The sequence below is a fragment of the Nonomuraea sp. NPDC003214 genome (assembly GCF_053590035.1).
The window spans coordinates 352,663-378,378 of sequence record NZ_JBSFSX010000007.1 but is presented as its reverse complement, the minus strand read 5'-3'; the positions used below and the strand labels follow the sequence as shown (position 1 = coordinate 378,378).

The window sequence follows — 25,716 nt, the reverse complement described above, 5'->3', positions numbered from 1 at the left end:
CCCCCGTCGTCTATGCGTCCAACGAGCAGTCCGCCCCGCCCGCTGACCGGGCTGGCGACCATGCTCGACGCCGGTTCAGGCACCGCGCGCTCGCCGCGCGCCGCGCTGACCGGCGTCACCATCGACTCCCGCCAGGTGCGGCGCGGAGATCTGTACGTCGCCCTGCCGGGCGCCAGCGCCCACGGCGCGGACTTCGCCGCCGAGGCGCTGGCCCGCGGCGCCGTGGCGGTGCTGACCGATCCCGGCGGCCGTGACGCGGCCGTCGCCACCGGCCTGCCGGTGCTGATCGTGCCCGACCCGCGCGCCGTGCTGGGCCAGGTCTCGGCCTGGGTCTACGGCCGGCCCGCCGACGGCATCACCGTCCTCGGCGTGACCGGCACCAGCGGCAAGTCGACCACCACGTTCCTGCTGGAGGCCGGGCTGCGCGCGGCCGGGCACACGGCCGGCCTGGTCGGCGGCGTGGAGATCCACGCCGGCGAGCTGCGCTTCGAGGCCAGGCTGACCACGCCGGAGGCCTCCGAGCTGCACGGCCTGTTCGCGCTCATGCGCGAGCAGGGCGTCACGGCGGCCGCCATGGAGGTCTCCAGCCACGCGCTGGCGCTGGGCCGGGTCGACGGCGTCTTCTACGACGTGGCGCTGTTCACCAACCTGTCGCAGGACCACCTCGACTTCCACAAGGACTTCGACGACTACTTCGCCACCAAGGCCAAGCTGTTCCAGCCGGAGCTGAGCCGCTGCGGCGTCACCAACCTCGACGACGCCTACGGCCGCGAGCTGCTGAACGTGGCCAAGGTGCCGATGACGACGTTCTCGGCGCTGGGCGACCCGGAGGCCGACTGGCGGGCGCTGGACGTCCGGCTGGGCGCCGACGGCAGCGAGTTCCTGGTGGCCGGTCCGGGCGGCGTGGAGGCGCGGGCGCGGATCTCGCTGCCGGGCCCGTTCAACGTCGCCAACGCGCTCGGCGCGATCGTCACGCTCGTCGAGTCCGGGGCGCCGCTGCCCGACGCCGTGCGCGGCGTCGGCACGCTGACGGGCGTGCCGGGCCGCATGGAGCGGGTCACCGGCTCCGGCGACGCGTTCCAGGCCGTCGTCGACTACTCGCACAAGCCCGCCGCGGTCGAGTCGGTGCTGCGCTCGCTGCGCGAGGTCACCGACGGCACGCTCACGGTCGTGCTCGGCTGCGGCGGCGACCGCGACTCGGGCAAGCGGCCGCTCATGGGCGAGGCCGCGGCCCGGCTGGCCGATGTGGCGGTCTTCACGAGCGACAATCCCCGTTCCGAGGACCCGCTGCACATCCTGGCCGCCATGATGGAGGGGGCGCTCCGCGTTCCCCGGCACGAGCGCGCCCATGTGATCATTGAGCCCGACCGCGCCGCGGCCATCGACCTGGCGGTCGGCCGGGCCGGGCGCGGTGACGTGATAGTCGTGGCCGGCAAGGGCCACGAGCAGGGCCAGTACGTTTCAGGCGAGGTGATCCCCTTCGACGACAGGGAGGTGGTCGCCGCCGCGATCGACGCACGCAAGGAAAGCAGGAAGCACGCATGATCCCGTTGCCTCTGGCCAGGATCGCCGAGATCACCTCGGGCGCCCTGTCGGGCATGGCCGACCCCCGCGCGGTGGTGCGGGGTCCCGTCGTCATCGACTCGAGGGAAGCCGCGCCGGGATCGCTGTTCGTCGCCTACAAGGGCGCCCGGGTCGACGGCCACGACTTCGCCGCGCAGGCGCTGCGGGCCGGCGCCGTCGCGGTGCTCGCCGGCCGCCCCGTGGAGGGGCCCGCGATCATCGTGCCCGACGCCACGGCCGCGCTCGCCGAGCTGGCCACGGCGCAGGCCGCCGCGCTGCCCTCGGCGACCGTGATCGGCGTGACCGGCTCGGCCGGCAAGACCACCACCAAGGACCTGCTGGCCAGGCTCACCGCCCGCATCGGCCCGACGATCGCGCCCGCCGGCAACCACAACAACGAGATCGGCCACCCGCTCACCGTCCTCAAGGCCGACGCCACCACCCGCTACCTGGTGCTGGAGCTGAGCGCCCGCAGCATCGGCAACATCGCCGACCTGGCGCGCATCGCGCCGCCGCGGATCGGCGTGGTGCTCAACGTCGGCACCGCCCACCTCGGCGTGTTCGGCGGCAAGGAGGCCATCGCCAAGGCCAAGGGCGAGCTCGTCGAGGCGCTGCCGGGCGACGGCGTCGCCGTGCTCAACGCCGACGACCCGCTGGTGCGCGCGATGGCCTCGCGCACGCAGGCGCGCGTCACCCTGTTCGGCCGCTCCGAGGACGCGGTCGTGCGGGCCGAGGAGATCACCGTGGACGAGCGCGGGCGCGCCGCGTTCACGCTGCGCACCCCCTCGGGCGCGGCTCCCGTCAGGCTCAAGCTGTACGGCGGCCACGCGGTGGACAACGCGCTGGCCGCGGCCGCGGCGGGCTACGAGCTGGGCCTGCCGGTCGCCACCATCGCCGAGGAGCTGTCGCAGGCCGAGCCGCGCAGCCGGTGGCGGATGGAGGTCACCGACCGGCCCGACGGCGTCACGGTCGTCAACGACGCCTACAACGCCAACCCCGACTCGATGCGGGCCGCGTTCGAGGCGCTGGCCGCGCTCGGCCGGGGCCGCCGCCGGTTCGCCGTCATCGCCGCCCTGCGCGAGCTGGGTGACGAGAGCCAGGAGCTCAACACCGAGCTCGGCCGGCTGGCAGGGGGCAGCGGCCTGGCGGGCCTGGTCGTGGCCGGGGCCGACGCCGGGCCGGTGCTCGAAGGCGCGCACGAGGCCGCCAGGCGGCTGGCCGAGGCGGGCGGGCCCCCGGGAGCGGGCGGGCCGCCGCTCATCACGCACGTGCCCGACGCGCAGGCGGCGGCGGCCGAGCTGGGCCGGTGGCTGCGGCCCGGCGACGTCGTGCTCGTCAAGGGCCCCCGGGCCATGGGTCTCGAACGCACGGCCGAGCTGCTGCTCGGGGGTGCCGCCCAGTGACCGACATCATCATCGCCGGCGCGGTGGGGCTGATCCTCTCCATGCTCGGCACCCCCCTCGCCATCCGGCTGTTCTCCAGACGCGGCTACGGCCAGGAGATCCGCGAGGAGGGCCCGTCCGGCCACCACGGCAAGCGTGGCACCCCCACCATGGGCGGCACGGTCATCGTGCTGGCCTCGCTGCTCGCCTACGGCGCCTCCCACCTGGCCACGCTGGCCAAGCCGACGATCTCGGGACTGCTGGTGCTGTTCCTGATGACCGGGCTCGGCGCCGTCGGCTTCCTCGACGACTTCATCAAGATCTACAAGCAGCGCTCCCTGGGCCTGCGCAGCGGCGCCAAGGCGCTCGGCCAGCTCATCATCGGCGCGATCTTCGCGGTGCTGGTCACGCAGAACCCCAACATCTACGACATCACGCCCGCCGAGCCAAGGCTGTCGTTCCTGCGTGACTTCGGCCCGTCGATCGGCATCGTCGGGTTCACCATCTGGGTCCTCATCATGATCGTCGGGTTCTCCAACGCGGTGAACCTCACCGACGGCCTCGACGGCCTGGCCAGCGGCGCCACCGGCGTCGTCCTCGGCGCGTACGTGCTGATCGGCAACTGGCAGCTGCGCAACAACTGCATCGACCAGCTCGGCCCCAACTGCTACTGGGTGCGCGACCCGCTCGACCTGGCCGTGGTGGCCGCCTCCGTGCTCGGCGCCCTGGTCGGCTTCCTGTGGTGGAACGCGCCCCCCGCCAAGATCTTCATGGGCGACACCGGCTCGCTCGCGCTCGGCGGCGTGCTGGCCGGCCTGGCCATCGCCACCCGCACCCAGCTCCTGCTCATCATCCTGGCCGGGCTCTGCGTCGTCATCACGATGTCGGTGATCATCCAGGTGGGCTTCTTCAAGATGACCGGCAAACGGGTGTTCCGGATGGCGCCGCTGCAGCACCACTTCGAGCTCAAGGGCTGGGCCGAGACCACGATCGTGGTGCGCTTCTGGCTGGTCGCCGGGCTGTGCGCGGCGCTCGGGCTCGGCCTGTTCTACTTCGAATGGATGCCGCGCTGATGAGCCTCACCTGCGTCGCCGGGCTCGGCGTCTCCGGCACCGCCGCCGCCCGCGTGCTGGCCGCGCGGGGCGAGCGGGTCGTCGTCGTGGAGTCGGCCGAGGGGGAGCGGCAGCTCGCCGCCGCGGCCGAGCTGTCCGGGCACGGCGTCGAGGTCAGGTTCGGGCCGCTGGAGCTGCCCGAGGGCGTCACCCGGCTGGTCACCACCGGCTGGGCGCCGCACCACCCGCTCATCGCCGCCGCCCTCGACGCGGGCGTCGAGGTGGTCGGCGAGGTGGAGCTGGCCTGGCGGCTGCGGCCCGGCCGGGCCGCCCCCTGGCTGGCGCTGACCGGCACCAACGGCAAGACCACCGCCGTGCGTATGCTCACCTCCATCCTGCTCGCCGCCGGGCGAAAGGCCGCCGCCGTCGGCAACGTGGGCGTGCCCGTGGTGGAGGCCGTGGGCGAGCCGTACGACGCGCTCGCCGTCGAGCTGTCGAGCTTCCAGCTCCACTGGTCCTCCACGCTGGCCCCGCACGCCGCCGCGATCCTCAACCTGGCGCCCGACCACCTCGACTGGCACGGGTCCATGGAGGCGTACGCGGCCGACAAGGGCCGGCTGTACGAGCGGGCCGGCACCGTGATCTACAACGCCGACGACCCCGAGGTCGCCCGGCTGGCCGCCCCCTACCCGGGCGCCGTCGGCTTCACGCTGCGCGTGCCCAGGCCCGGCCAGGTCGGCGTGGTCGAGGACCTGCTCGTCGACCGGGCGTTCGTCGCCGACCCGGCCGAGTCGGCCGAGGAGCTCGCCACGCTGGCCGACGTGCGCCCGCTCGCGCCGCACAACGTCGCCAACGCGCTGGCCGCCGCCGCGCTGGCCCGCACCCTCGGCGTCTCCTCGGAGGCCGTACGGCAGGGCCTGCGCGACTTCACGCCCGACCCGCACCGCCTGGCCCACGTGGCCCGCGTCGGCGAGGTCGACTACGTCGACGACTCCAAGGCCACCAACCCGCACGCCGCCGCCGCCGCGCTCTCGTCCTACCCGTCGATCGTGTGGGTGGCCGGCGGCCAGCTCAAGGGCGCCGACGTGGACGAGCTCGTCCGGCAGGCGGCCCCCAGGCTGCGCGGCGCGGTGCTGCTCGGCGCCGACCGGGCCCGGATCGCCGAAGCTCTCGCGCGACACGCGCCGAATGTCCCCGTCGTGGACATCTCCGGCCAAGACACTGGTGTGATGGACCGAGTCGTCACCGAAGCCTCCCGGCTGGCCTCCCCCGGAGACACCGTGCTGCTGTCCCCGGCGGGCGCGTCGCTGGACATGTTCGCCAACTATCCGGCGCGAGGGGAGGCCTTCGCGCGTGCCGTACGCGGGCTAGAGGCGGCCACGTGAGCGCGCCGGCCTCCGAGAAGGAGCAGCGCTCGCGCGCCACGCAGGAGCCGTCAGGCTGGGCCCGCGAGCAGCTCGTCTCGCTGCGGGAGCTGCTGGGCAAGCCGCTCACCACCTACTACCTGATCATCGGGTGCGTGACGCTGCTGCTCGCGCTCGGGCTGATGATGGTGCTGTCGGCCTCCAGCATCGAGGCGATGCACAAGACCGGCAGCCCGTTCTCCTGGTTCATCAGGCAGTCGATGTCGGCCGCGCTGGGCGTGCTGGTCATGTGGCTGTGCACGCGGCTGCCGTACAAGGTGTTCCGGTGGGCGGGCTACCCGCTGATGGCGCTGTCGATCATCGCGCTGATCCTGGTGCTCGCCTTCGGCCGGTCGGAGCTGGGCGCGCAGCGCTGGCTCGACCTCGGCCCGATCTTCCTGCAGCCGTCGGAGCCCGCCAAGCTCGGGCTGGCGCTGTGGGGCGCCGACCTGCTGGCGCGCCGGGCCCGCGCCGGGCGCATCGAGTGGCGGCACATGCTCATCCCGCTCATGCCCGGCACCGCGATCCTGGCCACGATGGTCATGCTCGGCAGCGACCTCGGCACCACGATCGTGCTCCTCATGATCTTCCTGGCGCTGCTGTGGGTGGTGGGGGCGCCGGTCAAGCTGTTCGGCGGCATCCTGGCGCTGGCCATGCTCGCCGCGATCATCATGATCCGGGTGGAGCCGTACCGGATGGCCCGCGTCGGCTCCTTCCTCGACCCGTGGGCCGACGCGCAGGGCGCCGGCTACCAGGCGGTGCAGGGGCAGATCGCGATGGGCTCCGGCGGCTGGTTCGGGCTCGGGCTGGGCAACAGCCGGCAGAAGTGGTCGTGGCTGCCCCACGGCGAGAGCGACTTCATCTTCGCCATCATCGGCGAGGAGCTGGGGCTCATGGGCACGCTGCTGGTCGTGGCGCTGTTCGGCCTGCTCGGCTACGCCGGGCTGCGCGTGGCCACCCGTGTCAACGACGCCTTCGTCCGGCTCGTGTCGGTCGCCGTGGTGGCCTGGATCGTCGGCCAGGGGCTCGTCAACATGGGCGCCGTGCTCGGCGTGCTGCCCATCACCGGCATCCCGCTGCCGCTGGTCTCCTACGGCGGCTCGGCGCTGCTGCCGACGCTGGCCGCGCTGGGCATGCTGCTGTCGTTCGCCAAACGGGAGCCCGGAGCGCGCGAGGCCTTGGCCGCACGTGGCCCCGGACCGGCCGCCCGGGGCCTAAGCTGGCTTGGCCTGGGGCGTACGAGCAGACGCCGAGACAGACGTTAGGGAGTGACCGACATGAGGGTGGTCCTCGCCGGTGGCGGGACGGCCGGGCACATCGAGCCGGCTCTCGCCCTGGCCGACGCGCTACGCCGCCTCGATCCGGGTGTCGGCGTCACCTGCGTGGGCACCGACAGAGGGCTGGAGACGCGCCTGGTCCCGGCCCGCGGCTACGAGCTGGAGCTGGTCCCCGCCGTGCCGCTGCCCCGGGCGATCACCCCGCAGCTGCTCACCGTCCCCGGCAGGCTCGCCGGGGCGGTCAACGCCATGGCCGCCGTCCTCGACCGGGTCGGGGCCGACGTCCTGGTCGGCTTCGGCGGCTACGTGGCCACCCCCGCCTACCTGGCCGCCAAGCGGCGCGGCGTGCCCATCGTCGTGCACGAGGCCAACCCGCGCCCCGGCCTGGCCAACCGGCTCGGCGCCCGGCTGACCGACCACGTCTTCACCGGCTTCCCCGACAGCTCGATCGGCAAGGCCGAGTTCATCGGCACCCCGCTGCGCCGCGAGATCGTCGAGCTCGACCGGCTGTCCACCGGCGACAAGGCGCGCTCGTGGTTCGGGCTGCAGACCGACCGGCCCACGCTGCTGGTGTTCGGCGGCTCCCAGGGCGCCCGCTCGATCAACGAGGCCGCGCTGGCCGCCGCCCCCGCGCTGCGCCGCGCCGGGGTCCAGGTGCTGCACGTCATCGGCCCCAAGAACACCGTCGACCACGAGCCGCCGCCCGGCGACCCGCAGTACGTCCTGCTCCCGTACGTGGACCGCATGGACCTCGCCTACGCCGCCGCCGACCTGGCGGTGTGCCGCAGCGGGGCGCTCACCTGCGCCGAGCTGACCGCGGTCGGGCTCCCCGCCGCGTACGTGCCGCTGCCCCACGGCAACGGCGAGCAGCGGCTCAACGCCGAGCGCGTCACCGCGGGCGGCGGCGGGCTGCTCGTCGACGACGCCGAGCTGACCGCCGAATGGATCGTCCACCACGTGCTGCCCGTCCTCCACGACCCCGAGCGGGTCGCCGCCATGTCGGAGGCCGCCTCCAGACTGGGGAGGAAGGACGCCGACCTCATACTCGCCAGGAAAGTGTTGGAGATAGCCCGATGAGCCTCGTCAAGCTGGTCGATCCCGTAGCCGCAGAAGACCTGGGCCGGGTGCACTTCATCGGCATCGGTGGCGCGGGCATGTCGGGCATCGCGCGCATCCTGCTCAAGCGCGGCGTGCGCGTGTCCGGCAGCGACGCCCGCAGCGGCGAGCAGGTCACCGAGCTGCGCGAGCTGGGCGCCACCGTGCACATCGGCCACGCCGCCTCCCACATCCGCGACGTCGACACCGTCGTCGTCTCCACCGCCATCCGCGACTCCAACCCCGAGCTGGGCGAGGCGCTCAAGCAGCGGCTGCGGGTCATCCCGAGGGCAGCCGCGCTGGCCTCCGTCATGGCCGGGCGCACCGGCGTGGCCATCGCCGGCACCCACGGCAAGACCACCACCACCTCGATGCTCACCGTCGCCCTGCAGAAGTGCGGGGCCGACCCGTCCTACTGCGTGGGCGGGCAGCTCGTCACCACCGGGCTCGGCGCCGACGAGGGGTCCGGGCAGGTGTTCGTGGCCGAGGCCGACGAGAGCGACGGCTCGTTCCTCATGCTGGCGCCCGAGATCGCCGTGGTGACCAACGTCGAGGCCGACCATCTGGACAACTACGGCGACCCGCGCGCCGTGCACGACAGCTTCGCCCGGTTCGCCGAGCGGATCGGCTCGCTGCTGGTCTCCTGCGCCGACGACCCCGGCGCGGCCGAGGTGGCCGCCCAGGCGCGGGCGCGCGGGCTGCGCGTGGTGACCTACGGCGAGCAGGGTGACTACCGGATCTCCGGCGTGCGGCCCGACGGGTTCGGCACCGTGTTCACCGTCGAGGGCCCCGGCGGGCGCGGCGGCGAGGTGCGGCTGGCCGTTCCCGGCGCCCACAACGCGCTCAACGCCACCGCGGTCATCGCCGTGGCCGACGAGCTGGGCCTGCCCTTCGAGGAGATCAGGGACGGCCTGGCGGCCTTCACCGGGGCCAAGCGGCGCTTCGAGGCCAAGGGGGAGGCGGGCGGCGTGGCCGTGTTCGACAGCTACGCCCACCACCCGACCGAGCTGGCCGCCGACCTGCGGGCCGCCCGCGACGTGGTCGCCTCCTACTCCGGCCACGGCCGGGTCATCGCGATCTTCCAGCCGCACCTCTACTCGCGCACCCGCTTCTTCGCCGACGAGTTCGGCGCCGCGCTCGGCCTGGCCGACGAGGCGATCGTGCTCGACGTCTACGGGGCCCGCGAGGACCCCGAGCCGGGCGTGTCGGGCGCGCTGGTCGCCGGGCGGGTGCCGCTGCCCGCCGAGCGGGTCGCCTACGCGCCCGACCGCGCCTCGGTGCCCGCGCTGGTGGCCGCGCGGGCGCGGGCCGGCGACGTCGTCCTGACGATGGGCGCGGGCGACGTGACCGAGCTCGGCCCGCAGATCGTCGCCCGCCTGTCGGGCGGCTGACACGGCTGACACGCGGGCGTGGCGCCACGGCGTCCCCCGGGCCGGCGGCGTAGGTTCGGGGGTCACAGGGTGACGCGGGGAGGGCGATGAAGGCGCGGAAGGTGTTCCTGGTGCTGCTCACCGCCGGAGTGGTGGGGACGGCGGCGTGGCTGATCTTCTTCTCGCCGGTGCTGGGCGTGCGATCGGTGGAGATCGTGGGAAATGTCACAGTGCCCGCCGACCGGATCAGGCAGGCGGCCCAGGTCCCCGACCTGCACCCGCTGGCGACCGTCGACCTGGCCGGCGTCCAGGCCCGGGTGCAGGCCATCAGGCAGGTGGCCGGCGCCAAGGTCGACCGGGTCTGGCCGGGCACCCTGCGCATCGAGGTCGCCGAGCGCGAGCCGGTCGCCCAGGTGCCCGCCGGGAGCCAGGTCGCGCTGATCGACAAGCTCGGCGTGGTCATCGAGGTGCAGGACGTCGCGCCGCCGCTGCTGCCCGTGCTGAAGGTCGCCGCGCCGGCGGCGGGCGACCCGGCCACCATGGCGGCGCTCAAGGTCGTCGAGGGGCTGCCGGGGGAGCTGGCCGGGCGGGTGCGCCAGGTGGCCGCCACGACGGCCGAGGACGTCACGCTGACGCTCTCCGACGGCCGCACGGTCATCTGGGGCGGCGTCGACCGCCCGGAGGCCAAGGCGCGCATCCTGGCGAGCATGCTGCGGCGCGAGGCCGAGGTCTACGACGTGAGCTCGCCCGACGTGGTGACGCTCAGGTGACGATCGGCCCTCATGGTCACCCGGGCGGCCAAACTCGGGGCCGCGGCACCGCCGAGCCTGTCCGTCGCGGGCCTCCCGCCGTGAGAGCCTGTACCCCGGGTAACGGCGGTGGAGGCCCCCGACCAGGCGTGACCACGGAGCGAAACGGACAGCCCGCGACACGCCGGACGTGCTTGCGGCGCGGTTAGTTGACCCGCGCGGAGCGTAACTCCTACTGTCCGTATCAATCTCAGGTTGACATAAATCTAAATCTCAACTTGAGGTTGAGAGTTACCCGAACTGACAAGACGCGGAGAAATCCGCACCGAAATGGCAAGTCAACGAGCGGAAAGGCCCCTCGTCGTGGCAGCACCGCAGAACTACCTCGCGGTCATCAAGGTCGTCGGCATCGGCGGCGGCGGAGTGAACGCCGTCAACCGGATGATCGAAGAGGGACTCAAGGGCGTCGAGTTCATCGCGATAAACACCGACGCCCAGGCGCTGCTGATGAGTGACGCCGACGTCAAACTGGACGTGGGCCGCGAGCTCACGCGCGGCCTCGGCGCGGGGGCGAACCCCGACGTCGGCCGCAAGGCGGCAGAGGACCACCGGGAGGAGATCGAGGAGGTCCTCAAGGGGGCCGACATGGTCTTCGTCACGGCCGGCGAGGGCGGCGGCACCGGCACCGGCGGCGCGCCCGTCGTGGCCAACATCGCCAGATCGCTGGGCGCGCTGACGATAGGCGTAGTCACCCGGCCGTTCAGCTTCGAGGGCCGCCGCCGCGCCATGCAGGCCGAGGCGGGCATCGAGACGCTGCGCGACGAGGTCGACACCCTCATCGTCATCCCCAACGACCGGCTGCTGTCGATCTCCGACAGGCAGGTCAGCGTCCTGGACGCCTTCAAGGCGGCCGACCAGGTGCTGCTCTCCGGTGTGCAGGGCATCACCGACCTGATCACCACGCCCGGCCTGATCAACCTCGACTTCGCCGACGTCAAGTCGGTCATGTCGGGCGCGGGCTCGGCGCTCATGGGCATCGGCCACGCGCGCGGCGACGACCGCTCGGTCGCGGCGGCCGAGATGGCCGTCTCCAGCCCGCTGCTGGAGGCCAGCATCGACGGCGCCCACGGCGTGCTGCTGTCGATCGCGGGCGGCTCCGACCTCGGCCTGTTCGAGATCAACGAGGCGGCGCAGCTCGTCTCCATGGCGGCCGCGCCCGACGCCAACATCATCTTCGGCACGGTCATCGACGACGCGCTCGGCGACGAGGTGCGGGTCACCGTGATCGCCGCGGGCTTCGACGACCTGCCGCCGGCCGAGAAGCCGCTGCCGCGCCCGCAGGCGCGTCCCGCCGCCCAGGCGCCGGCGCAGCCCGCCGCGCCGCCCGTGCCGCCGCCCGCGCGCTCCAGCACGCCACCGGCCGCCGTCAAGCCCGAGCCCAGGCCGGAGCTCCGCCCGGAGCCGCGCGCCGAGTTCAGGCCCGAGCCGCGTCCCGAGCCCCGCGCCGAGTTCCGCCCGGAGTCGCGTCCCGAGCAGCGTGCCGACTTCAGGCCCGAGCCGCGCCCCGAGCCCCGCGCCGAGTCGCGTCCGGAGCAGCGTGCCGACTTCCGGCCCGAGTCGCGCCCCGAGCCGCCCCGTACGGACTTCAGGCCGGAGCCCCGGCCCGAGCCCCGCCCGGAGCCGGCCCGGCCTGCCGAGAGCGCCCAGGAGCCGGCCGCCGGCCAGGACGACCAGCCCGGCCCGGTCTCCATCCCGCGGCCCACCCCGGAGCCCGCCAACCCGCCCACGCCCATCACCTCCCGCATGTCGGAGCCCGCCAAACGTCGGCCGGTGGTCTTCGAGGAGCAGGAGGAGGAGCTCGACGTCCCCGACTTCCTCAAGTAGCACCGCAGGCCCCCGCCGCTCCCTCGTCCGTCCCAGGGGAGCGGCGCCGCTGTGCCAGGGGCCTGTGGCCCTCTTCTCGTACGTGACCGCGGACCGTTCCCACCAGGGGGGCGGGGCCGTGGCGGGGAGCCGGGTGCGGGAGGATGGGGGCGCACAGGAAGGAGAGGCGTGCGAAGGGAAGAGATCGCCTCGGGCCTCACCGAGGTCGAAGGACGCATCGGGGAGGCGTGCCGGGCGGCGCGGCGTGACCGGGGCGAAGTGACGTTGATCGCCGTGACCAAGACCTACCCGGCCGACGACGTGCGCATCCTGGCCGAGCTGGGCCTGCGCGACGTGGCGGAGAACCGGGACCAGGAGGCGGCGCCCAAGGCGCGTGAGTGCGCCGGGCTCCCGCTGACCTGGCACTTCGTCGGTCAGCTGCAGACCAACAAGGTCCGTTCCGTCGTCGGCTACGCCGACGTGATCCACTCCGTCGACCGGCTCCGGCTGGTCGAGGCGATCAGCCGCGAGGCCGTCCGGCAGGGCCGCGAGGTCGGCTGCCTGGTCCAGGTGGCGCTCGACGACGATCCGGCCAGGGGCGGCGCCCGTCCCGCCGAGGTGCCCGAGCTCGCGGCGCAGATCGCCGCCGCGCCGGGCCTGTGGCTCGGCGGCGTCATGGCCGTGGCGCCGCTGGGGGAGGACCCGGGAGCGGCGTTCGCGCGGCTGCGCGAAGTGGCGCTGGCCGTACAGGACCGGCATCCACGTGCCACGATGATTTCGGCGGGTATGAGCGACGATCTGGCCGAGGCCGTCGCGCACGGCGCCACACATGTGCGGATCGGTACGGCGTTGCTCGGCCGCCGCAAGCTCTTCGTCAGGTAATGTCCCCTCAAGTGGGTCTTCAAGGCCCGCGATCCGGTAGAGGTCGATCAGCGGTGAGCTCCAAGGGGGTACGGCTACCGCCTCGGGCCCGGCGACAGGCCCGAGCGAGTGCGACCATGAGCAGGAGGACGACTTAGCGATGGCCGGCGCGATGCGCAAGATGGCGGTCTACCTCGGTCTCGTGGAGGACGACCGCTACGAGAGGTACGAGCCCTACACGGATGAGTACACCTACGAGGACGACGGGCCGCGAACCGGCGAGGAACGTCCCGTAACGGTCCAGGACCGTGAGGAGGAGGCCGAGCCCGGGGTCCCCGCGCCGAGGCCCGCCACGACCGTCCTGGAGCGCCGTACGACCGATCTGGCCCGCATCACGACCCTCCACCCCCGGACGTACAACGAGGCCCGGACCATCGGCGAGCACTTCCGCGACGGCACGCCGGTCATCATGAACCTGACGGAAATGGTTGACAGCGACGCAAAGCGGCTGGTCGATTTCGCGGCAGGTCTGGTCTTCGGGCTACATGGCAGCATTGAACGTGTTACCAACAAGGTGTTCCTGTTGTCCCCTGCCAATGTCGAGGTGACCGCCGAGGACAAGGCTCGAATCGCGGAACGCGGGTTCTTCAACCAGAGTTAGAGTCTCTGTATGCCTATCGGATCCAACCAGGTCTCCCCGAGACCGGGCGGACACATCGGAAGTGGAGGGACGGCCGGACCGTGGGGATCGTAAGCCAGATCTTGGTCGTCGTCCTGTCTCTTTATCTGGTGCTGCTCATCGGCCGGATGATCTTCGAGACAGTGCAGGCTTTCGCCCGGCAGTGGCGGCCTTCAGGGGTCGTCCTCGTGCTCGCCGAAGCCACATACACCGCAACCGACCCGCCTCTCAAGTTCCTCCGCCGTTTCATTCCCCCGCTCCGGTTGGGTACGGTGGCCTTTGACCTAAGCTTCACTGTCCTCTTCATCATCGTCCTGCTGCTGATCAACATCGTAGGATCGTTCGGCGGCCGATGAGTGGGGGCCGCGGGGCACAGGTCGTGATCCAACTCGTGTCCGCGCTGAAGTGATTCGGGTTACCGTCCCTCCGGACAGACTCCAAAGCGCGCCAAGGAGACCAAAAGATGCCGCTTACGCCCGCTGATGTGCGGAACAAGCAGTTCAGCACGACCCGGTTGCGACCGGGCTACGACGAGGAAGAGGTCGACGCGTTCCTCGACGAGGTCGAGGCCGAGCTTGACCGCCTCATCCAGGAGAACGAGGAGCTGCGCGCCAAGCTGGCCGAGTGCCTGCGCGGCAAGGTGCCTGGGGGCATGAACATGCCCATGGCCTCCGCGCCGGTCCAGGAGCAGCCCAAGCCGGAGATGATGCAGCCGCCGCAGCCGGAGCCCATGCGGGCCCCCGAGCCGCAGCCGCAGCCCCAGCCGGTTCCCGTGGCCATGAACATGCCTCCCGCCGAGGACAACATGGACACCGCGGCCCGCGTTCTCGCCCTCGCCCAGCAGACCGCCGACCAGGCGATCGCCGACGCCCGCCGCGAGGCCGACGAGACCGTCACCCGCGCCCGCCGCGAGGCCGACGAGATCCTCACCAAGGCCCGCCGCCAGGCCGAGCAGGTCATCGGCGACGCCCGCGCCCGCGCCGAGACGCTCGAGCGCGACGCCCAGGAGCGCCACCGTCAGGCCATGGGCTCCCTCGTCCAGACCCGCGACGAGCTCGAGCGCAAGGTCGAGGAGCTGCGCAGCTTCGAACGCGAATACCGCAGCCGCCTCAAGCTCTACCTGGAGAACCAGCTCGCCGAGCTCAACGTCTCCGCGGAGGGCAGCGGCGGGTTCCCGGTCATGTCGGGCGGTCCCGGCGCTCCCGCCATGTCGCACGCCGTGCCTCAGGGTGGTCAGCAGCCTCTGCCCGGTGGCCAGAACCCGTTCGGCGGCGAGGCTCCGCAGGGCGCCTTCCCCGGCGGTGACGGTCCCCACAACGACCGCCGGTAAAGTAACGGGTCGACCGGACCCGTCACTCGAAAGAGCCCCTAGTGATCCTTATCAGTGCTGGTTTGGTGCTCGCGGCGGTCGTGCTGCTGATCGCGGGCTTCGTACTGGCCAAGCCGTTCCTGATCATGTGGTCCATCGTGGTCAGCGTGCTGTCGGCGCTGTTCCTGGTGATCGGAGCGCTGCTGCGGCGTCACGAGCTGTTCCCCGGTGGTGGGCAGGCCGCTGCGCCGGCCACCCCCCCTCCGGCAGGGCTCGTGCCCCCCGGGGCGCCGCACACCCGCACCGGCCCGATGACGACCTCGGCAGGGACCTCGATGGGGACCCCGATGGGGACACAACAGCCGTCCGGTCCGCACCCGTACCAGCGGACTCCGGCGATGCCCGCACCTGTGCCCGCGCCCGCGGCCCGGCCCGCGCAGGCACCCGCGACGCACCGCCCCGCGACGGCCGGAGGGATCTCCCCGGACGCGATCGTGCTGGTCATTCCCGGACGCAGGCGCTACCACGTGCCGGGATGCCGCCAGCTCGCCGGACGGGATCACGAGGAGCTCACGTACGAAGAGGCGCGGGAGGAGGGCTTCACGCCCTGCACCGCCTGCCTCCCGGACGCCGCGCTCGGCGGACGGCAGCTGCCGCCTGCCGCCGACCCCGAGCCCGCGGTCTCCGCCGCACATCTGGCCGAACCCGCCGAACCCACGCGCGACCTGCGTTCCCCGGTCGCCCCGCCGAAGTCCGGTCCCCAGGCTTCCACCCCCGCCCCGTCCGGTTCATCCGCGTCGCCGGGCTCGTCAGCATCGCCCGCTTCGCCTGATGAGCGTGCGACCGGGTCGCGTGCCGACGCCGCAGCCGCCTCGCCCGCCGAGGGCCGCCCCGCGCCTGCCGACGGCCCGTCCGCCTCGCCCGCCTCGCCCGCCGAGGACGGTGAGAGCGCGTCCGGCTGGTTCGCCCGCCCGGCCGCCAAGCCTGACGACACCCCCTCCGGCTCCCGTCCCAGCGGCAGCGCCACGGCCTCCGACGAGGACGAGACGGAGACCAGGACTTCCCTCCCGCTGCCCGGCGCCAAGCCGGGGCGGCCCGCCACCGACCACGCCGCCGAACGCGCATCCGGCCCGGCGGACCGCGATCCCGACACCCAGCCGCAGCCGCGCGTCACTGCCGACGGCACGCCGGTCCCGCAGCCTCCCGCCGCCGCCCCGGGCCGCACGGAGCGGCCCAGCGCGTCGGGCGGCCCGTCCTCTTCCGGCCCGTCCTCTTCCGGCCCGTCCGCTTCCAGTACGTCCCGCCAGGCTGAGGCGGCCTCCGAGATGACGCCGCCCAGCGGGGTCAGGCGACCCGCCGCCGGCGGCGCCCGGCCCGGCTCCCCAGCGGGTGACGCGCCGGACCGCCCGGCGTCGTCCGCGGAATCGGCCCGCCCCAGCGGCCCCCTGCCCTCCGGCACGAGCTCCAAGAACGCCACCCCGGCCGACGGCCCCTCGACAGGCAACGCGAAGACCGCCGCCCCGGCGGGCGCTTCCAAGGGTGCGGCCCCGGCCGGCGCCCCCAAGGGCGCTGCTCCGGCTGGCACGTCCAAGGGTGCCGCCCCGGCTGGCACGTCCAAGGGCGCCGCCCCGGTCGATGCCCCCAAGGGCGCAGCCCCGGCGGGCACTTCCAAGGGCGCTGCCCCGGCCGACGCCCCCAAGGGGCCAAGCTCGGCCGGTGACTCCAAGGAGACCGGCCCGACGGGCGGTTCCCAGGGGACCGCTCCCACGGGCGCCTCCGCGCCCAAGGGTGCCGCTGCCAAGGGCGGGGCCGCTTCGGACAGTGGGGCCGGGAAGGGGGCCGCGGAGGGCGGTGCCTCCGGCGCGGGCAAGGGGAAGACGCAGCCTCGGACAGCCGAGGAAGAGGCGGCCGGGACGGCGGGGGAGTCCGCTGGTCCGGGGCGCCCGGTTTCGTCGGCGGAGTCCGCCAAGGGAAGTGCCGCGGGCAAGGGCCGCGAGGCCGCCGCTGCCCAGGGCAAGAACGGCGGCGGGACGGTGAAGGTCATCGTCGGGACCCGGCGCTACCACAGCACCGCGTGCCCGCTGATCCAGGGCGCCGGCGACTCGGGCGTGGAGACCATGACGCAGGCGCAGGCCGAGGCGTCCGGGCTGACGAGCTGCTCGGTCTGCCAGAACGAGCGCGAGACCGTCGGCTGACGTCGACGACACCGCCCCGCGTCCGAGAGGGCGCACGGCGGGTTGAGCTGTGCGCGAAGCCGGGCGTGCGAGGCGATGTACGGGCGGCAGGATGGGCGCATGAGGCTCACCAAGTACGGACATGCCTGCGTACGGCTGGAGAAGGATTCGCGGGCACTGGTCATCGACCCAGGAATGATCATGCCGGACCCCGCCGCCCTCGCCGGGGCGGAGGCGGTGCTGGTCACGCACGAGCACTGGGACCACTTCGACGCCGATCGGTTGCGGGCGGCGGTCGAGGAGAAGCCGGACCTCGTCATCTACACCTGTGAGGCCGTGGCGCGGAAGCTGCCGGAGCTCGCCGACCGGGTGCAGGTCGTGCGGGACGGTGACGTGGTGAAGGCGGCCGGGTTCGAGGTGGCGGTCGTGGGGGAGCGGCACCATGTGAGCCACCCCGACGTGCCGCCGGTGGGCAACGTCGGGTTCCTGGTCGACGGGGAGGTGTTCCACCCGGGTGACGCGCTCACCGTGGTGGACGTGCCGACGCTGCTGGTGCCGGGGCAGGCGCCGTGGATGACGGTGCCCGACCTGATCGGCTACCTGCGGGCGATGCGGCCGCGCAGGGCGTTCGCGGTGCATGACGGGCTGCTCAACGCGTGGGGGCTGAAGGTGCTCGACGGCGTGCTGGAGAGCGAGCGGGACGGCCTGGGCGCGGACATCCGGCGCCTGCCCGTGGGCGGCACCGTGGACCTCTGACCCCCGGCTCCCTACCGCTCCACGCCCGCACGGACCTCAGGCGGGAGCCGGCCCCATGGGCAGGGCGCGGCCTTGGGGGAGGCGGCGGCAGGCAAGGGGCAGGGTGCAGCCTCGGGGGAGGGCGCGGCAGGCAAGGGGCAGGGCGCGGCCTTGGGGGAGGGCACGGCCCCAGAGGAGCGCGCGGCCTCGGGGGAGGGCGCGGGGAGGCGAACGGGCGCTGGGCCCAGCCCTGCGGCGGCCCGGGTCGGCCGGCAAGGCAGGCGTTCCCCCGGGCGGTGGTGGGCCAGGCCTGCCACCGCCCGGGGGAACGCGGGACGTCTCAGGCGCGGCGGAGCTGGAAGGTGAGCCCCAGGTCGGCGTCGGTGTGCTCGGGCAGGCCGGGCTCGGCGCCCTCGGTGACCGAGGAGGCCAGCACCTCGTCGGCGACCGAGCCGCCGCCCGAGCGCAGCGCCTGCGCCAGGTCCGGGCCCGAGGCCGTCCACCACAGGTCGATGCGGTCGGTGATGGACAGGCCGCTCGACTTGCGCGCGTCCTGCACCAGGCGGATGACCTCGCGCAGCAGCCCGGCGCGGCGCAGCTCGTCGGTCAGCTCCAGGTCGAGCGCGACCGTCTCGCCGGTGCCGGTGTCGACGGCGCCGGTCTCCACCGCCCAGCCGGAGCGCGGCTGCTCGGTGACGATCACCTCGTCCGGTCCGAGTTCGACCTGGCCGAGCTCGCCCGCGTCCACGGTCACCGCGGCGCCGGAGCGCAGCCCTCGGGCCAGCGCGGTGGCGTCGGCGGCGGCCACGGCGGCGGCCACGAGCTTGGTCTGCGACCCGAACCGCTTGCCGAGCGCCCGGAAGTTCGGCTTGACCGTGTAGGACACGAGATCGGCGCTGAAGCCGGACATGTCCTCCAGGGTCTGGACGTTCAGCTCGTCGGCGACCAGGTCGCGCAGCTCGCCGGGCAGCGACGGCCAGCCCTGCGCGCCGACGAGGGCGCGGCCGAGCGGCTGACGCGTCTTGACGCCGGAGGAGGCGCGGGCCGAGCGGCCCAGCTCCACCAGCCGCCGCACCAGCGCCATCCGCTCCGACAGCGCCGGGTCGAGCAGGTCCTCGCGCACGGCCGGCCAGGAGGCCAGGTGCACCGAGGAGGGCGCGTCCTCGCCGCGCAGCACGTCCCACAGGTAGTCGGTGACGAACGGCGTCATCGGCGCCATCAGCCGCGTGACCGTCTCCAGGCACTCGTACAGGGTGGCGAACGCCTCCCGCGACCCCTGCCAGAACCGGCGGCGCGAGCGGCGCACGTACCAGTTGGACAGGTCGTCGAGGAACTCGGCCAGCCTGCGCCCGGCCCGCTGGGTGTCGTACTCGTCCAGCGCCGCCGTGACCTCGGCCACCGTGCGGTGCAGCTCGGCCAGCGCCCACCGGTCGAGCAGCGGGCGCTCGGCGGCCGGCGGGGCGTCGGCGAGCATGGCGGGCGACCACGACTCGGCGTTGGCGTACAGGGTGAAGAACGAGGCGGTGTTCCAGTAGGTCAGCAGGACCTTGCGGACGATCTCCTCCAGCGCGTTGTGGCCGACCCGGCGGGCCGCCCACGGCGAGCCGGAGCAGGCCATGAACCAGCGCAGCGCGTCGGCGCCGTGCTGGTCCATCAGCGGCATCGGCTCCAGGATGTTGCCCAGGTGCTTGCTCATCTTGCGCCCGTCCTCGGCCAGGATGAGCCCCAGGCAGAGCACGTTCTCGTACGAGGACTGCCCGAACACCAGCGTGCCCACGGCCATCAGCGAGTAGAACCAGCCGCGCGTCTGGTCGGTGGCCTCGCAGATGAACTGCGCCGGGTAGACGCCCTCGGGCTTGCCGGGGCGGCCCCACTGGGCGAACGGCATCGAGCCGGAGTCGTACCAGGCGTCGATGACGTCGGGCACCCGGCGGGCCTCGGCCGAGCACGTCGGGCAGGGGAAGGCCACGTCGTCGACGAACGGCCGGTGCGGGTCGAGGGCCGACAGGTCCTGCCCGGCCAGCTCGCCCAGCTCGGCCAGCGAGCCGACGCAGGTCACGTGGCTCTCGTCGGCGGAGCACACCCACAGCGGCAGCGGCGTGCCCCAGTAGCGCGAGCGCGACAGCGCCCAGTCGACGTTGTTGCGCAGCCACTCGCCGAAGCGGCCCCACTTGACCGTGTCGGGATACCAGTTGGTGCGGGCGTTCTCGGCCAGCATCTGGTCCTTGACCGCGGTGGTGCGGATGTACCAGGACGGGAGCGCGTAGTAGAGCAGCGGCGTGTGGCAGCGCCAGCAGTGCGGGTAGCTGTGGTCGAAGTGGCCGCCGCGGAACAGCAGCCCGCGCCCGCGCAGGTCGTCGGTCAGCCGCTCGTCGGCGTCCTTGAAGAACACGCCGCCGACCATCGGCACGTCGTCCAGGAAGCGCCCGTCGGGGCCGATCGGGTTGACGACCGGCATGTCGTAGCGCTTGATGACGGCCATGTCGTCGGCGCCGAAGGCGGGCGCCTGGTGGACCAGGCCGGTGCCGTCCTCGACGGTGACGTAGTCGCCGAGCACCACGTAGTGGGCGTCGGGGATGTCGACCAGCTCGAACGGCCGCTCGTACGTGGTGCGCTCCAGCTCGCGGCCGGTGAAGCGAGCCAGCTCCGTGGCGTCCTCGCCGAGCACGGCGGTCAGCAGCGGCTCGGCCACGACCAGCACCTCGCCGTCGGCGGTGCGGGCGGCGACGTACGTGACGTCCGGGTGCACGGCGACGGCGGTGTTGGACACCAGCGTCCACGGCGTGGTGGTCCAGATCAGCAGCGAGGCGCCCAGCTCGGCCAGCGGGCCGGAGGTCGCGGGCATGCGGACGTAGACCGACGGGCTGGTGACGGTCTCGTAGCCGCCGGGCTGGCCCAGCTCGTGGTCGGACAGTCCGGTGCCGCAGCGCGGGCAGTAGGGCGTGATGCGGAAGTCGCGGAACAGCAGCCCCTTGTCGAAGACGACCTTGAGCGACCACCACACGGCCTCGACGTAGGCCGGGTCCATGGTCCGGTAGGCCGTCGACAGGTCGATCCAGTAGCCCATCCGCTCGGTGAGCTGCTCGAACGCGTCGACGTGGCGCAGCACGGACTCGCGGCACTTGGCGTTGAACTCGGCGATGCCGTAGGCCTCGATGTCGCGCTTGCCGGACAGGCCGAGCTCTTTCTCGATGCCGACCTCGACGGGCAGGCCGTGGCAGTCCCAGCCGGCCTTGCGGGGGACGCTGAAGCCGCGCATCGACTTGTAGCGCGGGAACAGGTCCTTGAACACGCGCGCCTCGACGTGGTGCACGCCGGGCAGGCCGTTGGCGGTGGGCGGGCCCTCGTAGAAGACCCAGGACGGGTTGCCCTCGTTCTGCTGGATCGAGCGCTCGAAGATCTTCCCGTCCCGCCAGCGGTCCAGGACCTCGCGCTCGAGCGCGGGCAGGTCGACCTGCGCGGGAAGAGAGCGGAATGATGGCGAAGACATTTCGGGTGGGACCTCCACGCGTCGACTGGACGGACCGGCGTGAAGGGACGAAGCCGCACGGGCTCCGCGGTACCACCCTTCTTGGCCCCTGAGGGGCCCTCTTCGTTTGGCTGCTGCCGGGTCTAGTGAGCTCGAGGCGAGCCGTTCTTCCGGCGGCTCCGGGGTGATATCCCTCACACGAGGGCCCCATCAACGCCTTGCAGCTTCACACCTTAACGCAGAGCGGAGGCCGGTCGCTTCCGCCTTTCCCCGTGCCGGGGAAGTGCCTGCAAGCGACAAAGTTGTGGGAATGGAGTCCACTGAGCAGGAGTGAGAACTGCGGGGCGGGATAGTACGGCAGAGGTAAACCGTCCGGCGGGTCGTTTGCCGTTCCGTTATCGGAGACCTAAGCTGCCCGCACCATTCACGGCCTTGATCAGCATGGAGGCAGCCATGGTGGCAGTCACGCAGACCACCGCAACACCGTCGATGTGGTCGAAACAGGAGCTGGCCGAGGTACGCGGCAGGCTGCAGACGGAGATCGACGAGCTCAACGCCGACATCCGCCGCCACGAGACGGAGATCGCCTCGGGTGACGTCACCCAGGGAGCGGGCGACGACCAGGCGGACGCCGGCGCCAAGACGTACGAGCGGGAACGCGAGATCGCCCTTACCCTGAATGCACGCGACCTGGTCGCGCAGAACGAACGTGCGATCGCCAGGATCGACGCAGGGACCTATGGAGTGTGCGAATCGTGCCACAAGCCGATCGGCAAGGAACGCCTTCAGGCGTTCCCGAGGGCGACGCTGTGCGTGGCCTGCAAGCAGAAGGAGGAACGCCGGTAGCAGGCGGGCGCCGGGGCCGCCTGATCGCGGTCCTGGCCTGCCTGGCGGCCGTCCTGTACGTGTCCGACCTCGTCACCAAGACGGTGGTGCTGCGGACGCTGGAGGGCGAGCCGCCGCTGGTCGTCATCCCGGGAGTCCTGCAGTTCCGGGTGATCTTCAACTCCGGGGCCGCCTTCAGCATCGGCACCGGGATGACGTTCGTCTTCACCTTCATCGCCGCCGGCGTGGTCGTCGCGATCATCCGCACGGCGCGCAAGCTCCGCAGCATGCCCTGGGCGATCACGCTCGGGCTGCTGCTGGGCGGCGCGCTCGGCAACCTCACCGACCGGCTGTTGCGCTACCCTTCCGGTTTCGGCAGGTCCACCCAGTTCCAGGGGCACGTGGTCGACTTCGTCGAGGTGCTGCCCGGCAACTTCCCGGTGATCGACTACTTCCCGGTGTTCAACGTCGCCGACTCGGCGATCGTGTGCGGCGGCATCGTGGCGGTCGTCCTGGCCTGGCGTGGCTACCAGATCGACGGAACGAGGGAGGGCAAGAGTGGCCGAGCAGCGTAGCCTGCCCGTGCCCGACGGGCTGGAGGGCGAGCGGCTCGACGCCGCGCTCTCCCGGCTGTTCGGATTCTCGCGCACCCGCGCGGCCGAGCTCATCGGCGCCGGGGAGGTCATGGTCGACGGCCGCGAGCCGGCCAAGTCCGACCGGGTCCACGCCGGAGCCTGGCTGGAGGTGACGCTGCCGCCTCCGGTGGCGACCCCGATGCCGGTGGCCGAGCCCGTCCCCGGCATGACGATCGTGTACGAGGACGACGACATCGTCGTGGTCAACAAGCCGATCGGCGTCGCCGCCCACCCGACCGTCGGCTGGACCGGCCCGACCGTGATCGGCGGCCTGCTCGGCGCCGGCCACACGATCGCCACCAGCGGCGCGGCCGAGCGGCAGGGCATCGTGCACCGCCTCGACGCCAACACCACCGGCGCGATGGCCGTGGCCAAGAGCGAGCACGCCTACTCCTTCCTCAAGCGCGCCTTCAAGGAGCGCACCGTCGACAAGCGCTACCACGCGCTGGTCCAGGGGCATCCCGACCCGTTCCGGGGCACCGTCGACGCGCCGATCGACCGCCACCCCTCGGGTGACGGCAGGTTCGCGGTGGTCGCGGGCGGCAAGCTGTCCATCACCCACTACGACACGATCGAGGCGTTCCGGGCGGCCTCGCTGCTCGACATCAAGCTGGAGACCGGCCGCACCCACCAGATCCGGGTGCACATGTCCGCGCTGCGCCACCCGTGCGTCGGCGACCTCATGTACGGCGCCGACCCGACGATCGCCGCCCGGCTGGGCGTCACCCGGCAGTGGCTGCACGCGGTGTCGCTCGGGTTCGAGCACCCCTCCAGCGGCGAGTGGATGTCGTTCACCACCGACTACCCGGACGACCTGCGCCACGCGCTCGACGTCGTGCGCGCCGAGTCGTAGCCGGTCAGGTCTTCTCCGCCTTTTTCGCGTTCTTGGCGGACTTCGCGGAGTTGCCGGAGTTGCCGGAGTTGCCGGAGTCGCCGGGCTTCTCGAGCGGGGCCTGCGCCTGGTCGCCGCCGTCCGGCTCCGGGTCCACCTGACCGGGCTTGGTCGGCGACGGGCCGTCCGGCTCGTCCGTGCCTTCGGGGTTCTCCGGCTCCTGGGGGTCGGCGGAGTCGCTGGGCTTGGGGGACTTCGTGGGCTTCGGGTCGGGCTTGCGGTCCGACGGGCGTTCCGACGGTCTCGCCTGCTCGCCGGTCTCCTCGTCGCGCGGTGTCGCGTACGTGGGGTCGGAGCCGGTGGGCGGCAGGCCGGAGCGCGGGGACGACGACGGCGCGTCGGCGGGGGAGGAGGGCTCGGCGGGCCCGGCGGAGCTGGGCGTGCTCACCACGGCCGGCACGGCGGGCGGTCTGGCCGTCTCCGGCGGCCGGTTCGACCACCACGCCCACCCGCCCGTCACCAGCGCCACCAGCAGCGACCCGACCCCCAGCGCGAGCAGCGGCGGCCGGGTACGCCCCGGCGGCGGCTCGGCCTGCGGCGCCGGGACCGGCACCGGGACGGGCCCCGTCGGCTCCGGCGGGCTGCCCGCGATGATCGCCGTCAGCCGCGCCTCCGCCTCCTCCAGCGACATCCGCTCCGCCGGGTCCTTGCGCAGCAGCCCGAGCAGCACCGGCGCCAGCACCCCCGCCCGCGCCAGCGGAGCCGGCTCCGCGTGCATGACCGCGCCCAGCGTGGCCAGCGCGTTCGAGCGGTGAAAGGGGGAGTGGCCCTCCACCGCGACGTACATCGTCACGCCCAGCGACCACAGGTCCGACTCCGGGCGCGCCTGCCCGCCCGCCGCCCGCTCCGGCGCCATGAACGCCGGGGTGCCGATCAGCATCCCGGTGCGGGTGACCGGGGCCTCGTCCTCGGTGGTCGCGATGCCGAAATCCGTCAGCACCGCCCGGCCGTCCTCGGTCAGCAGCACGTTGTCGGGCTTGACGTCACGGTGCAGCACCCCGGCCGTGTGCGCGGCCCGCAGCGCCTCCAGCAGTTGCAGCCCCAGGTGCGCGGCCTCGGCGGGGGACATCGGGCCGTCGTCGCGCACCAGCTCGCCCAGCGTGCGGGAGCGGACGAGCTGCATCACGATCCACGGGTGCCCGTGCTCCTCCAGCACGTCATAGACCGCCGCCACGCACGGATGGGCCACCCGCCCGGCCGCCCGCGCCTCGCGGAACGTCCGGGTGGTGAACACCTCGCGTTCCGGCCCTGTCAGCTCGGGGGGCGGGAGCACCTCCTTCAGGGCCACGTCCCTGCCGAGCACCTCGTCGTGCGCCTGCCACACGGTGCCCATGCCGCCACGGCCGATCGTCCGCACCAGCCGGTAGCGGCCCCCAACAATCCCCGCAGAATCGGACATGCGGGCCGCCTACCCGAGAAAGAGCCTGACAACCCCGGTTGTGGCAGCCGCCGCGATCAGCACCACGAGGAACGGCGCCCGCAGCACCAGCGCCACCACCGCCGCCACCAGCCCCGCCGTCCTGGCCAGGTCGAAGGCCAGCGCCCCGTCGGCCGTGAACGTCTGCACGGCGATCAGCGCCGACAGCAGCGCCACCGGCACCAGCTCGGCGAAGCGCCGCACCGCCGGATGGTCCAGCACCTGACGCGGCGCCGCCAGCCCGGCCAGCTTGAGCGCGTAACAGCCCAGGCACACCGCCGCGATCGCCCACCACAGCGTCATCGCGCCATCACCACCAGCACCGCGAACGCCGACAGCAGCACCGGCACCCCCGGCGGCAGGAACGGCGTCGCCAGCAGCGCGATCCCCGCCCCGGCCGCCGCCAGCAGCCGCAGCTCGCCGCTGCCCGCCAGGCGCGGCCACAGGATCGCCAGGAACGTCGCCGGCCCCACCACGTCCAGCCCCAGCATGCCCGGATCGCCCAGCGCCGACGTGCCGAGCGCCCCGGCCAGTGTCGTGATGTTCCACGTCACGTACAGGGTGGCGAACGTCGTCACGAAGCCCGTACGGGACGCCTCCGGCGACGGCTGGGCCAGCGCCACGGCCGTGGTCTCGTCGATGACGCCGTGCGCGACCACCAGCCTGCGCGGCCCCCGTACCCCCAGCAGGTCGGCCAGGCGCAGCCCGTACAGCGTGTTGCGGCCGCCCAGCAGCAGCGCCCCCGACGCGGCGGCGACCAGGTCGCCGCCCGCCCCCACCGCGCCCGTGAGCGCGAACTGCGAGGCCCCGGTGAAGGCCAGCAGGCTGAGCACGCACGCCTGCGGCACGCTCAGGCCCGCGGTGATCGCCGCCGCGCCGAAGGCGACGCCCGACAGGCCCACGGCCAGGCCCACCCCCAGGCCGTCCCGGATCGCGGCCGAGCGATATGTCGTTCTTTCCATGTCA

22 protein-coding genes are annotated in these 25,716 nt (G+C 73.1%); 18 read left to right on the top strand and 4 right to left on the bottom strand.

The features are described from left to right. Window positions 1-12 precede the first annotated feature (12 nt). The 15 genes from ACWDXC_RS23765 (at window position 13) to ACWDXC_RS23695 (ending at window position 17,533) form a co-directional block, all read left to right on the top strand. A complete protein-coding gene (locus tag ACWDXC_RS23765; RefSeq protein ID WP_449985433.1) occupies window positions 13-1,545 on the top strand; it encodes a UDP-N-acetylmuramoyl-L-alanyl-D-glutamate--2,6-diaminopimelate ligase in 1,533 nt (510 codons plus the stop codon). Next, entirely contained in the window at window positions 1,542-2,966 is a 1,425-nt protein-coding gene (locus tag ACWDXC_RS23760; RefSeq protein WP_219502298.1) for a UDP-N-acetylmuramoyl-tripeptide--D-alanyl-D-alanine ligase, read from the top strand. The genes ACWDXC_RS23765 and ACWDXC_RS23760 overlap by 4 nt, the downstream gene beginning before the upstream one ends. After that, a complete protein-coding gene (gene mraY, locus ACWDXC_RS23755) occupies window positions 2,963-4,018 on the top strand; it encodes a phospho-N-acetylmuramoyl-pentapeptide-transferase (RefSeq protein WP_219502300.1) in 1,056 nt (351 codons plus the stop codon). The genes ACWDXC_RS23760 and mraY overlap by 4 nt, the downstream gene beginning before the upstream one ends. Further along, complete coding sequence (murD, locus tag ACWDXC_RS23750; RefSeq protein WP_449985430.1) at window positions 4,003-5,382, top strand: UDP-N-acetylmuramoyl-L-alanine--D-glutamate ligase; 1,380 nt, start codon at window positions 4,003-4,005, stop codon at window positions 5,380-5,382. Before mraY ends, murD begins: the two co-directional genes overlap by 16 nt. Beyond that, a complete protein-coding gene (ftsW, locus tag ACWDXC_RS23745; RefSeq protein ID WP_449985427.1) occupies window positions 5,379-6,665 on the top strand; it encodes a putative lipid II flippase FtsW in 1,287 nt (428 codons plus the stop codon). Before murD ends, ftsW begins: the two co-directional genes overlap by 4 nt. A 12-nt stretch (window positions 6,666-6,677) precedes the next feature. Beyond that, window positions 6,678-7,754 carry an undecaprenyldiphospho-muramoylpentapeptide beta-N-acetylglucosaminyltransferase gene (gene murG / locus ACWDXC_RS23740; RefSeq protein WP_449985424.1) on the top strand — a complete coding sequence of 359 codons (1,077 nt, stop codon included), beginning with the start codon at window positions 6,678-6,680 and terminating at the stop codon, window positions 7,752-7,754. Continuing rightward, window positions 7,751-9,163 carry a UDP-N-acetylmuramate--L-alanine ligase gene (gene murC / locus ACWDXC_RS23735; RefSeq protein ID WP_364172276.1) on the top strand — a complete coding sequence of 471 codons (1,413 nt, stop codon included), beginning with the start codon at window positions 7,751-7,753 and terminating at the stop codon, window positions 9,161-9,163. The genes murG and murC overlap by 4 nt, the downstream gene beginning before the upstream one ends. Window positions 9,164-9,249: 86 nt before the next feature. Then, window positions 9,250-9,912: a cell division protein FtsQ/DivIB gene (locus tag ACWDXC_RS23730; protein ID WP_449985421.1), complete on the top strand. Its 663-nt coding sequence runs from the start codon at window positions 9,250-9,252 to the stop codon at window positions 9,910-9,912. 342 nt (window positions 9,913-10,254) lie between these two features. Further along, complete coding sequence (gene ftsZ, locus ACWDXC_RS23725; protein ID WP_449985419.1) at window positions 10,255-11,775, top strand: cell division protein FtsZ; 1,521 nt, start codon at window positions 10,255-10,257, stop codon at window positions 11,773-11,775. Window positions 11,776-11,943: 168 nt separating this feature from the next. Beyond that, the gene (locus tag ACWDXC_RS23720; protein ID WP_449985416.1) at window positions 11,944-12,636 is read left to right on the top strand and encodes a YggS family pyridoxal phosphate-dependent enzyme; all 693 of its coding nucleotides are present in this window, start codon (window positions 11,944-11,946) and stop codon (window positions 12,634-12,636) included. A 139-nt stretch (window positions 12,637-12,775) separates the two neighbouring features. After that, window positions 12,776-13,276, top strand: coding sequence for a cell division protein SepF (locus ACWDXC_RS23715; protein WP_049564089.1), 501 nt, complete (start codon window positions 12,776-12,778; stop codon window positions 13,274-13,276). Window positions 13,277-13,356: 80 nt separating this feature from the next. After that, window positions 13,357-13,650, top strand: coding sequence for a YggT family protein (locus ACWDXC_RS23710; protein WP_049564087.1), 294 nt, complete (start codon window positions 13,357-13,359; stop codon window positions 13,648-13,650). A gap of 107 nt (window positions 13,651-13,757) precedes the next feature. Next, on the top strand, window positions 13,758-14,624 hold the full coding sequence (locus tag ACWDXC_RS23705) for a DivIVA domain-containing protein (RefSeq protein ID WP_219502314.1): 867 nt from the start codon (window positions 13,758-13,760) through the stop codon (window positions 14,622-14,624). A 62-nt stretch (window positions 14,625-14,686) separates the two neighbouring features. After that, window positions 14,687-16,798: a hypothetical protein gene (locus tag ACWDXC_RS23700; protein WP_449985411.1), complete on the top strand. Its 2,112-nt coding sequence runs from the start codon at window positions 14,687-14,689 to the stop codon at window positions 16,796-16,798. A 99-nt stretch (window positions 16,799-16,897) separates the two neighbouring features. Beyond that, entirely contained in the window at window positions 16,898-17,533 is a 636-nt protein-coding gene (locus ACWDXC_RS23695) for an MBL fold metallo-hydrolase (protein WP_449985409.1), read from the top strand. A gap of 319 nt (window positions 17,534-17,852) precedes the next feature. Here the strand turns inward: ACWDXC_RS23695 and ileS are convergent, their stop codons facing one another. Then, window positions 17,853-21,002, bottom strand: coding sequence for an isoleucine--tRNA ligase (ileS, locus tag ACWDXC_RS23690; protein ID WP_449985407.1), 3,150 nt, complete (start codon window positions 21,000-21,002; stop codon window positions 17,853-17,855). Between the two features lie 432 nt (window positions 21,003-21,434). Between ileS and ACWDXC_RS23685 the strand changes: the two genes are divergently transcribed. From ACWDXC_RS23685 to ACWDXC_RS23675, 3 genes are read left to right on the top strand one after another with little or no spacing between them, the layout of a single operon-like run. Beyond that, window positions 21,435-21,827, top strand: coding sequence for a TraR/DksA family transcriptional regulator (locus tag ACWDXC_RS23685; protein WP_449985404.1), 393 nt, complete (start codon window positions 21,435-21,437; stop codon window positions 21,825-21,827). Next, window positions 21,791-22,381, top strand: a complete 591-nt coding sequence (gene lspA, locus ACWDXC_RS23680; protein WP_308125667.1) for a signal peptidase II — start codon at window positions 21,791-21,793, stop codon at window positions 22,379-22,381. Before ACWDXC_RS23685 ends, lspA begins: the two co-directional genes overlap by 37 nt. Beyond that, the gene (locus ACWDXC_RS23675) at window positions 22,365-23,294 is read left to right on the top strand and encodes an RluA family pseudouridine synthase (protein WP_449985401.1); all 930 of its coding nucleotides are present in this window, start codon (window positions 22,365-22,367) and stop codon (window positions 23,292-23,294) included. Before lspA ends, ACWDXC_RS23675 begins: the two co-directional genes overlap by 17 nt. Window positions 23,295-23,298: 4 nt before the next feature. On the opposite strand, the gene ACWDXC_RS23670 is transcribed toward ACWDXC_RS23675, so the two are convergent. Genes ACWDXC_RS23670 through ACWDXC_RS23660 form a run of 3 tightly spaced genes read right to left on the bottom strand, consistent with a single transcriptional unit; the run spans window position 23,299 to window position 25,712 of the window. Then, a complete protein-coding gene (locus ACWDXC_RS23670) occupies window positions 23,299-24,732 on the bottom strand; it encodes a protein kinase domain-containing protein (RefSeq protein WP_449985399.1) in 1,434 nt (477 codons plus the stop codon). A 9-nt stretch (window positions 24,733-24,741) separates the two neighbouring features. Beyond that, window positions 24,742-25,053: an AzlD domain-containing protein gene (locus ACWDXC_RS23665; protein WP_219502330.1), complete on the bottom strand. Its 312-nt coding sequence runs from the start codon at window positions 25,051-25,053 to the stop codon at window positions 24,742-24,744. After that, window positions 25,050-25,712, bottom strand: coding sequence for an AzlC family ABC transporter permease (locus ACWDXC_RS23660; RefSeq protein WP_364172255.1), 663 nt, complete (start codon window positions 25,710-25,712; stop codon window positions 25,050-25,052). Before ACWDXC_RS23660 ends, ACWDXC_RS23665 begins: the two co-directional genes overlap by 4 nt. Window positions 25,713-25,716 lie beyond the last annotated feature (4 nt).

What these genes read in the sequence shown, in the direction of transcription:
- ACWDXC_RS23765 (WP_449985433.1), top strand. Translation starts at nt 13, where the DNA reads ATGCGTCCAACGAGCAGTCCGCCCCGCCCGCTGACCGGGCTGGCGACC.
- ACWDXC_RS23760 (WP_219502298.1), top strand. Translation starts at nt 1,542, where the DNA reads ATGATCCCGTTGCCTCTGGCCAGGATCGCCGAGATCACCTCGGGCGCC.
- murD (WP_449985430.1), top strand. Translation starts at nt 4,003, where the DNA reads ATGGATGCCGCGCTGATGAGCCTCACCTGCGTCGCCGGGCTCGGCGTC.
- murG (WP_449985424.1), top strand. Translation starts at nt 6,678, where the DNA reads ATGAGGGTGGTCCTCGCCGGTGGCGGGACGGCCGGGCACATCGAGCCG.
- murC (WP_364172276.1), top strand. Translation starts at nt 7,751, where the DNA reads ATGAGCCTCGTCAAGCTGGTCGATCCCGTAGCCGCAGAAGACCTGGGC.
- ACWDXC_RS23730 (WP_449985421.1), top strand. Translation starts at nt 9,250, where the DNA reads ATGAAGGCGCGGAAGGTGTTCCTGGTGCTGCTCACCGCCGGAGTGGTG.
- ACWDXC_RS23715 (WP_049564089.1), top strand. Translation starts at nt 12,776, where the DNA reads ATGGCCGGCGCGATGCGCAAGATGGCGGTCTACCTCGGTCTCGTGGAG.
- ACWDXC_RS23705 (WP_219502314.1), top strand. Translation starts at nt 13,758, where the DNA reads ATGCCGCTTACGCCCGCTGATGTGCGGAACAAGCAGTTCAGCACGACC.
- ACWDXC_RS23695 (WP_449985409.1), top strand. Translation starts at nt 16,898, where the DNA reads ATGAGGCTCACCAAGTACGGACATGCCTGCGTACGGCTGGAGAAGGAT.
- ileS (WP_449985407.1), bottom strand. Translation starts at nt 21,002, where the DNA reads ATGTCTTCGCCATCATTCCGCTCTCTTCCCGCGCAGGTCGACCTGCCC.
- ACWDXC_RS23685 (WP_449985404.1), top strand. Translation starts at nt 21,435, where the DNA reads ATGGTGGCAGTCACGCAGACCACCGCAACACCGTCGATGTGGTCGAAA.
- ACWDXC_RS23670 (WP_449985399.1), bottom strand. Translation starts at nt 24,732, where the DNA reads ATGTCCGATTCTGCGGGGATTGTTGGGGGCCGCTACCGGCTGGTGCGG.
- ACWDXC_RS23665 (WP_219502330.1), bottom strand. Translation starts at nt 25,053, where the DNA reads ATGACGCTGTGGTGGGCGATCGCGGCGGTGTGCCTGGGCTGTTACGCG.
- ACWDXC_RS23660 (WP_364172255.1), bottom strand. Translation starts at nt 25,712, where the DNA reads ATGGAAAGAACGACATATCGCTCGGCCGCGATCCGGGACGGCCTGGGG.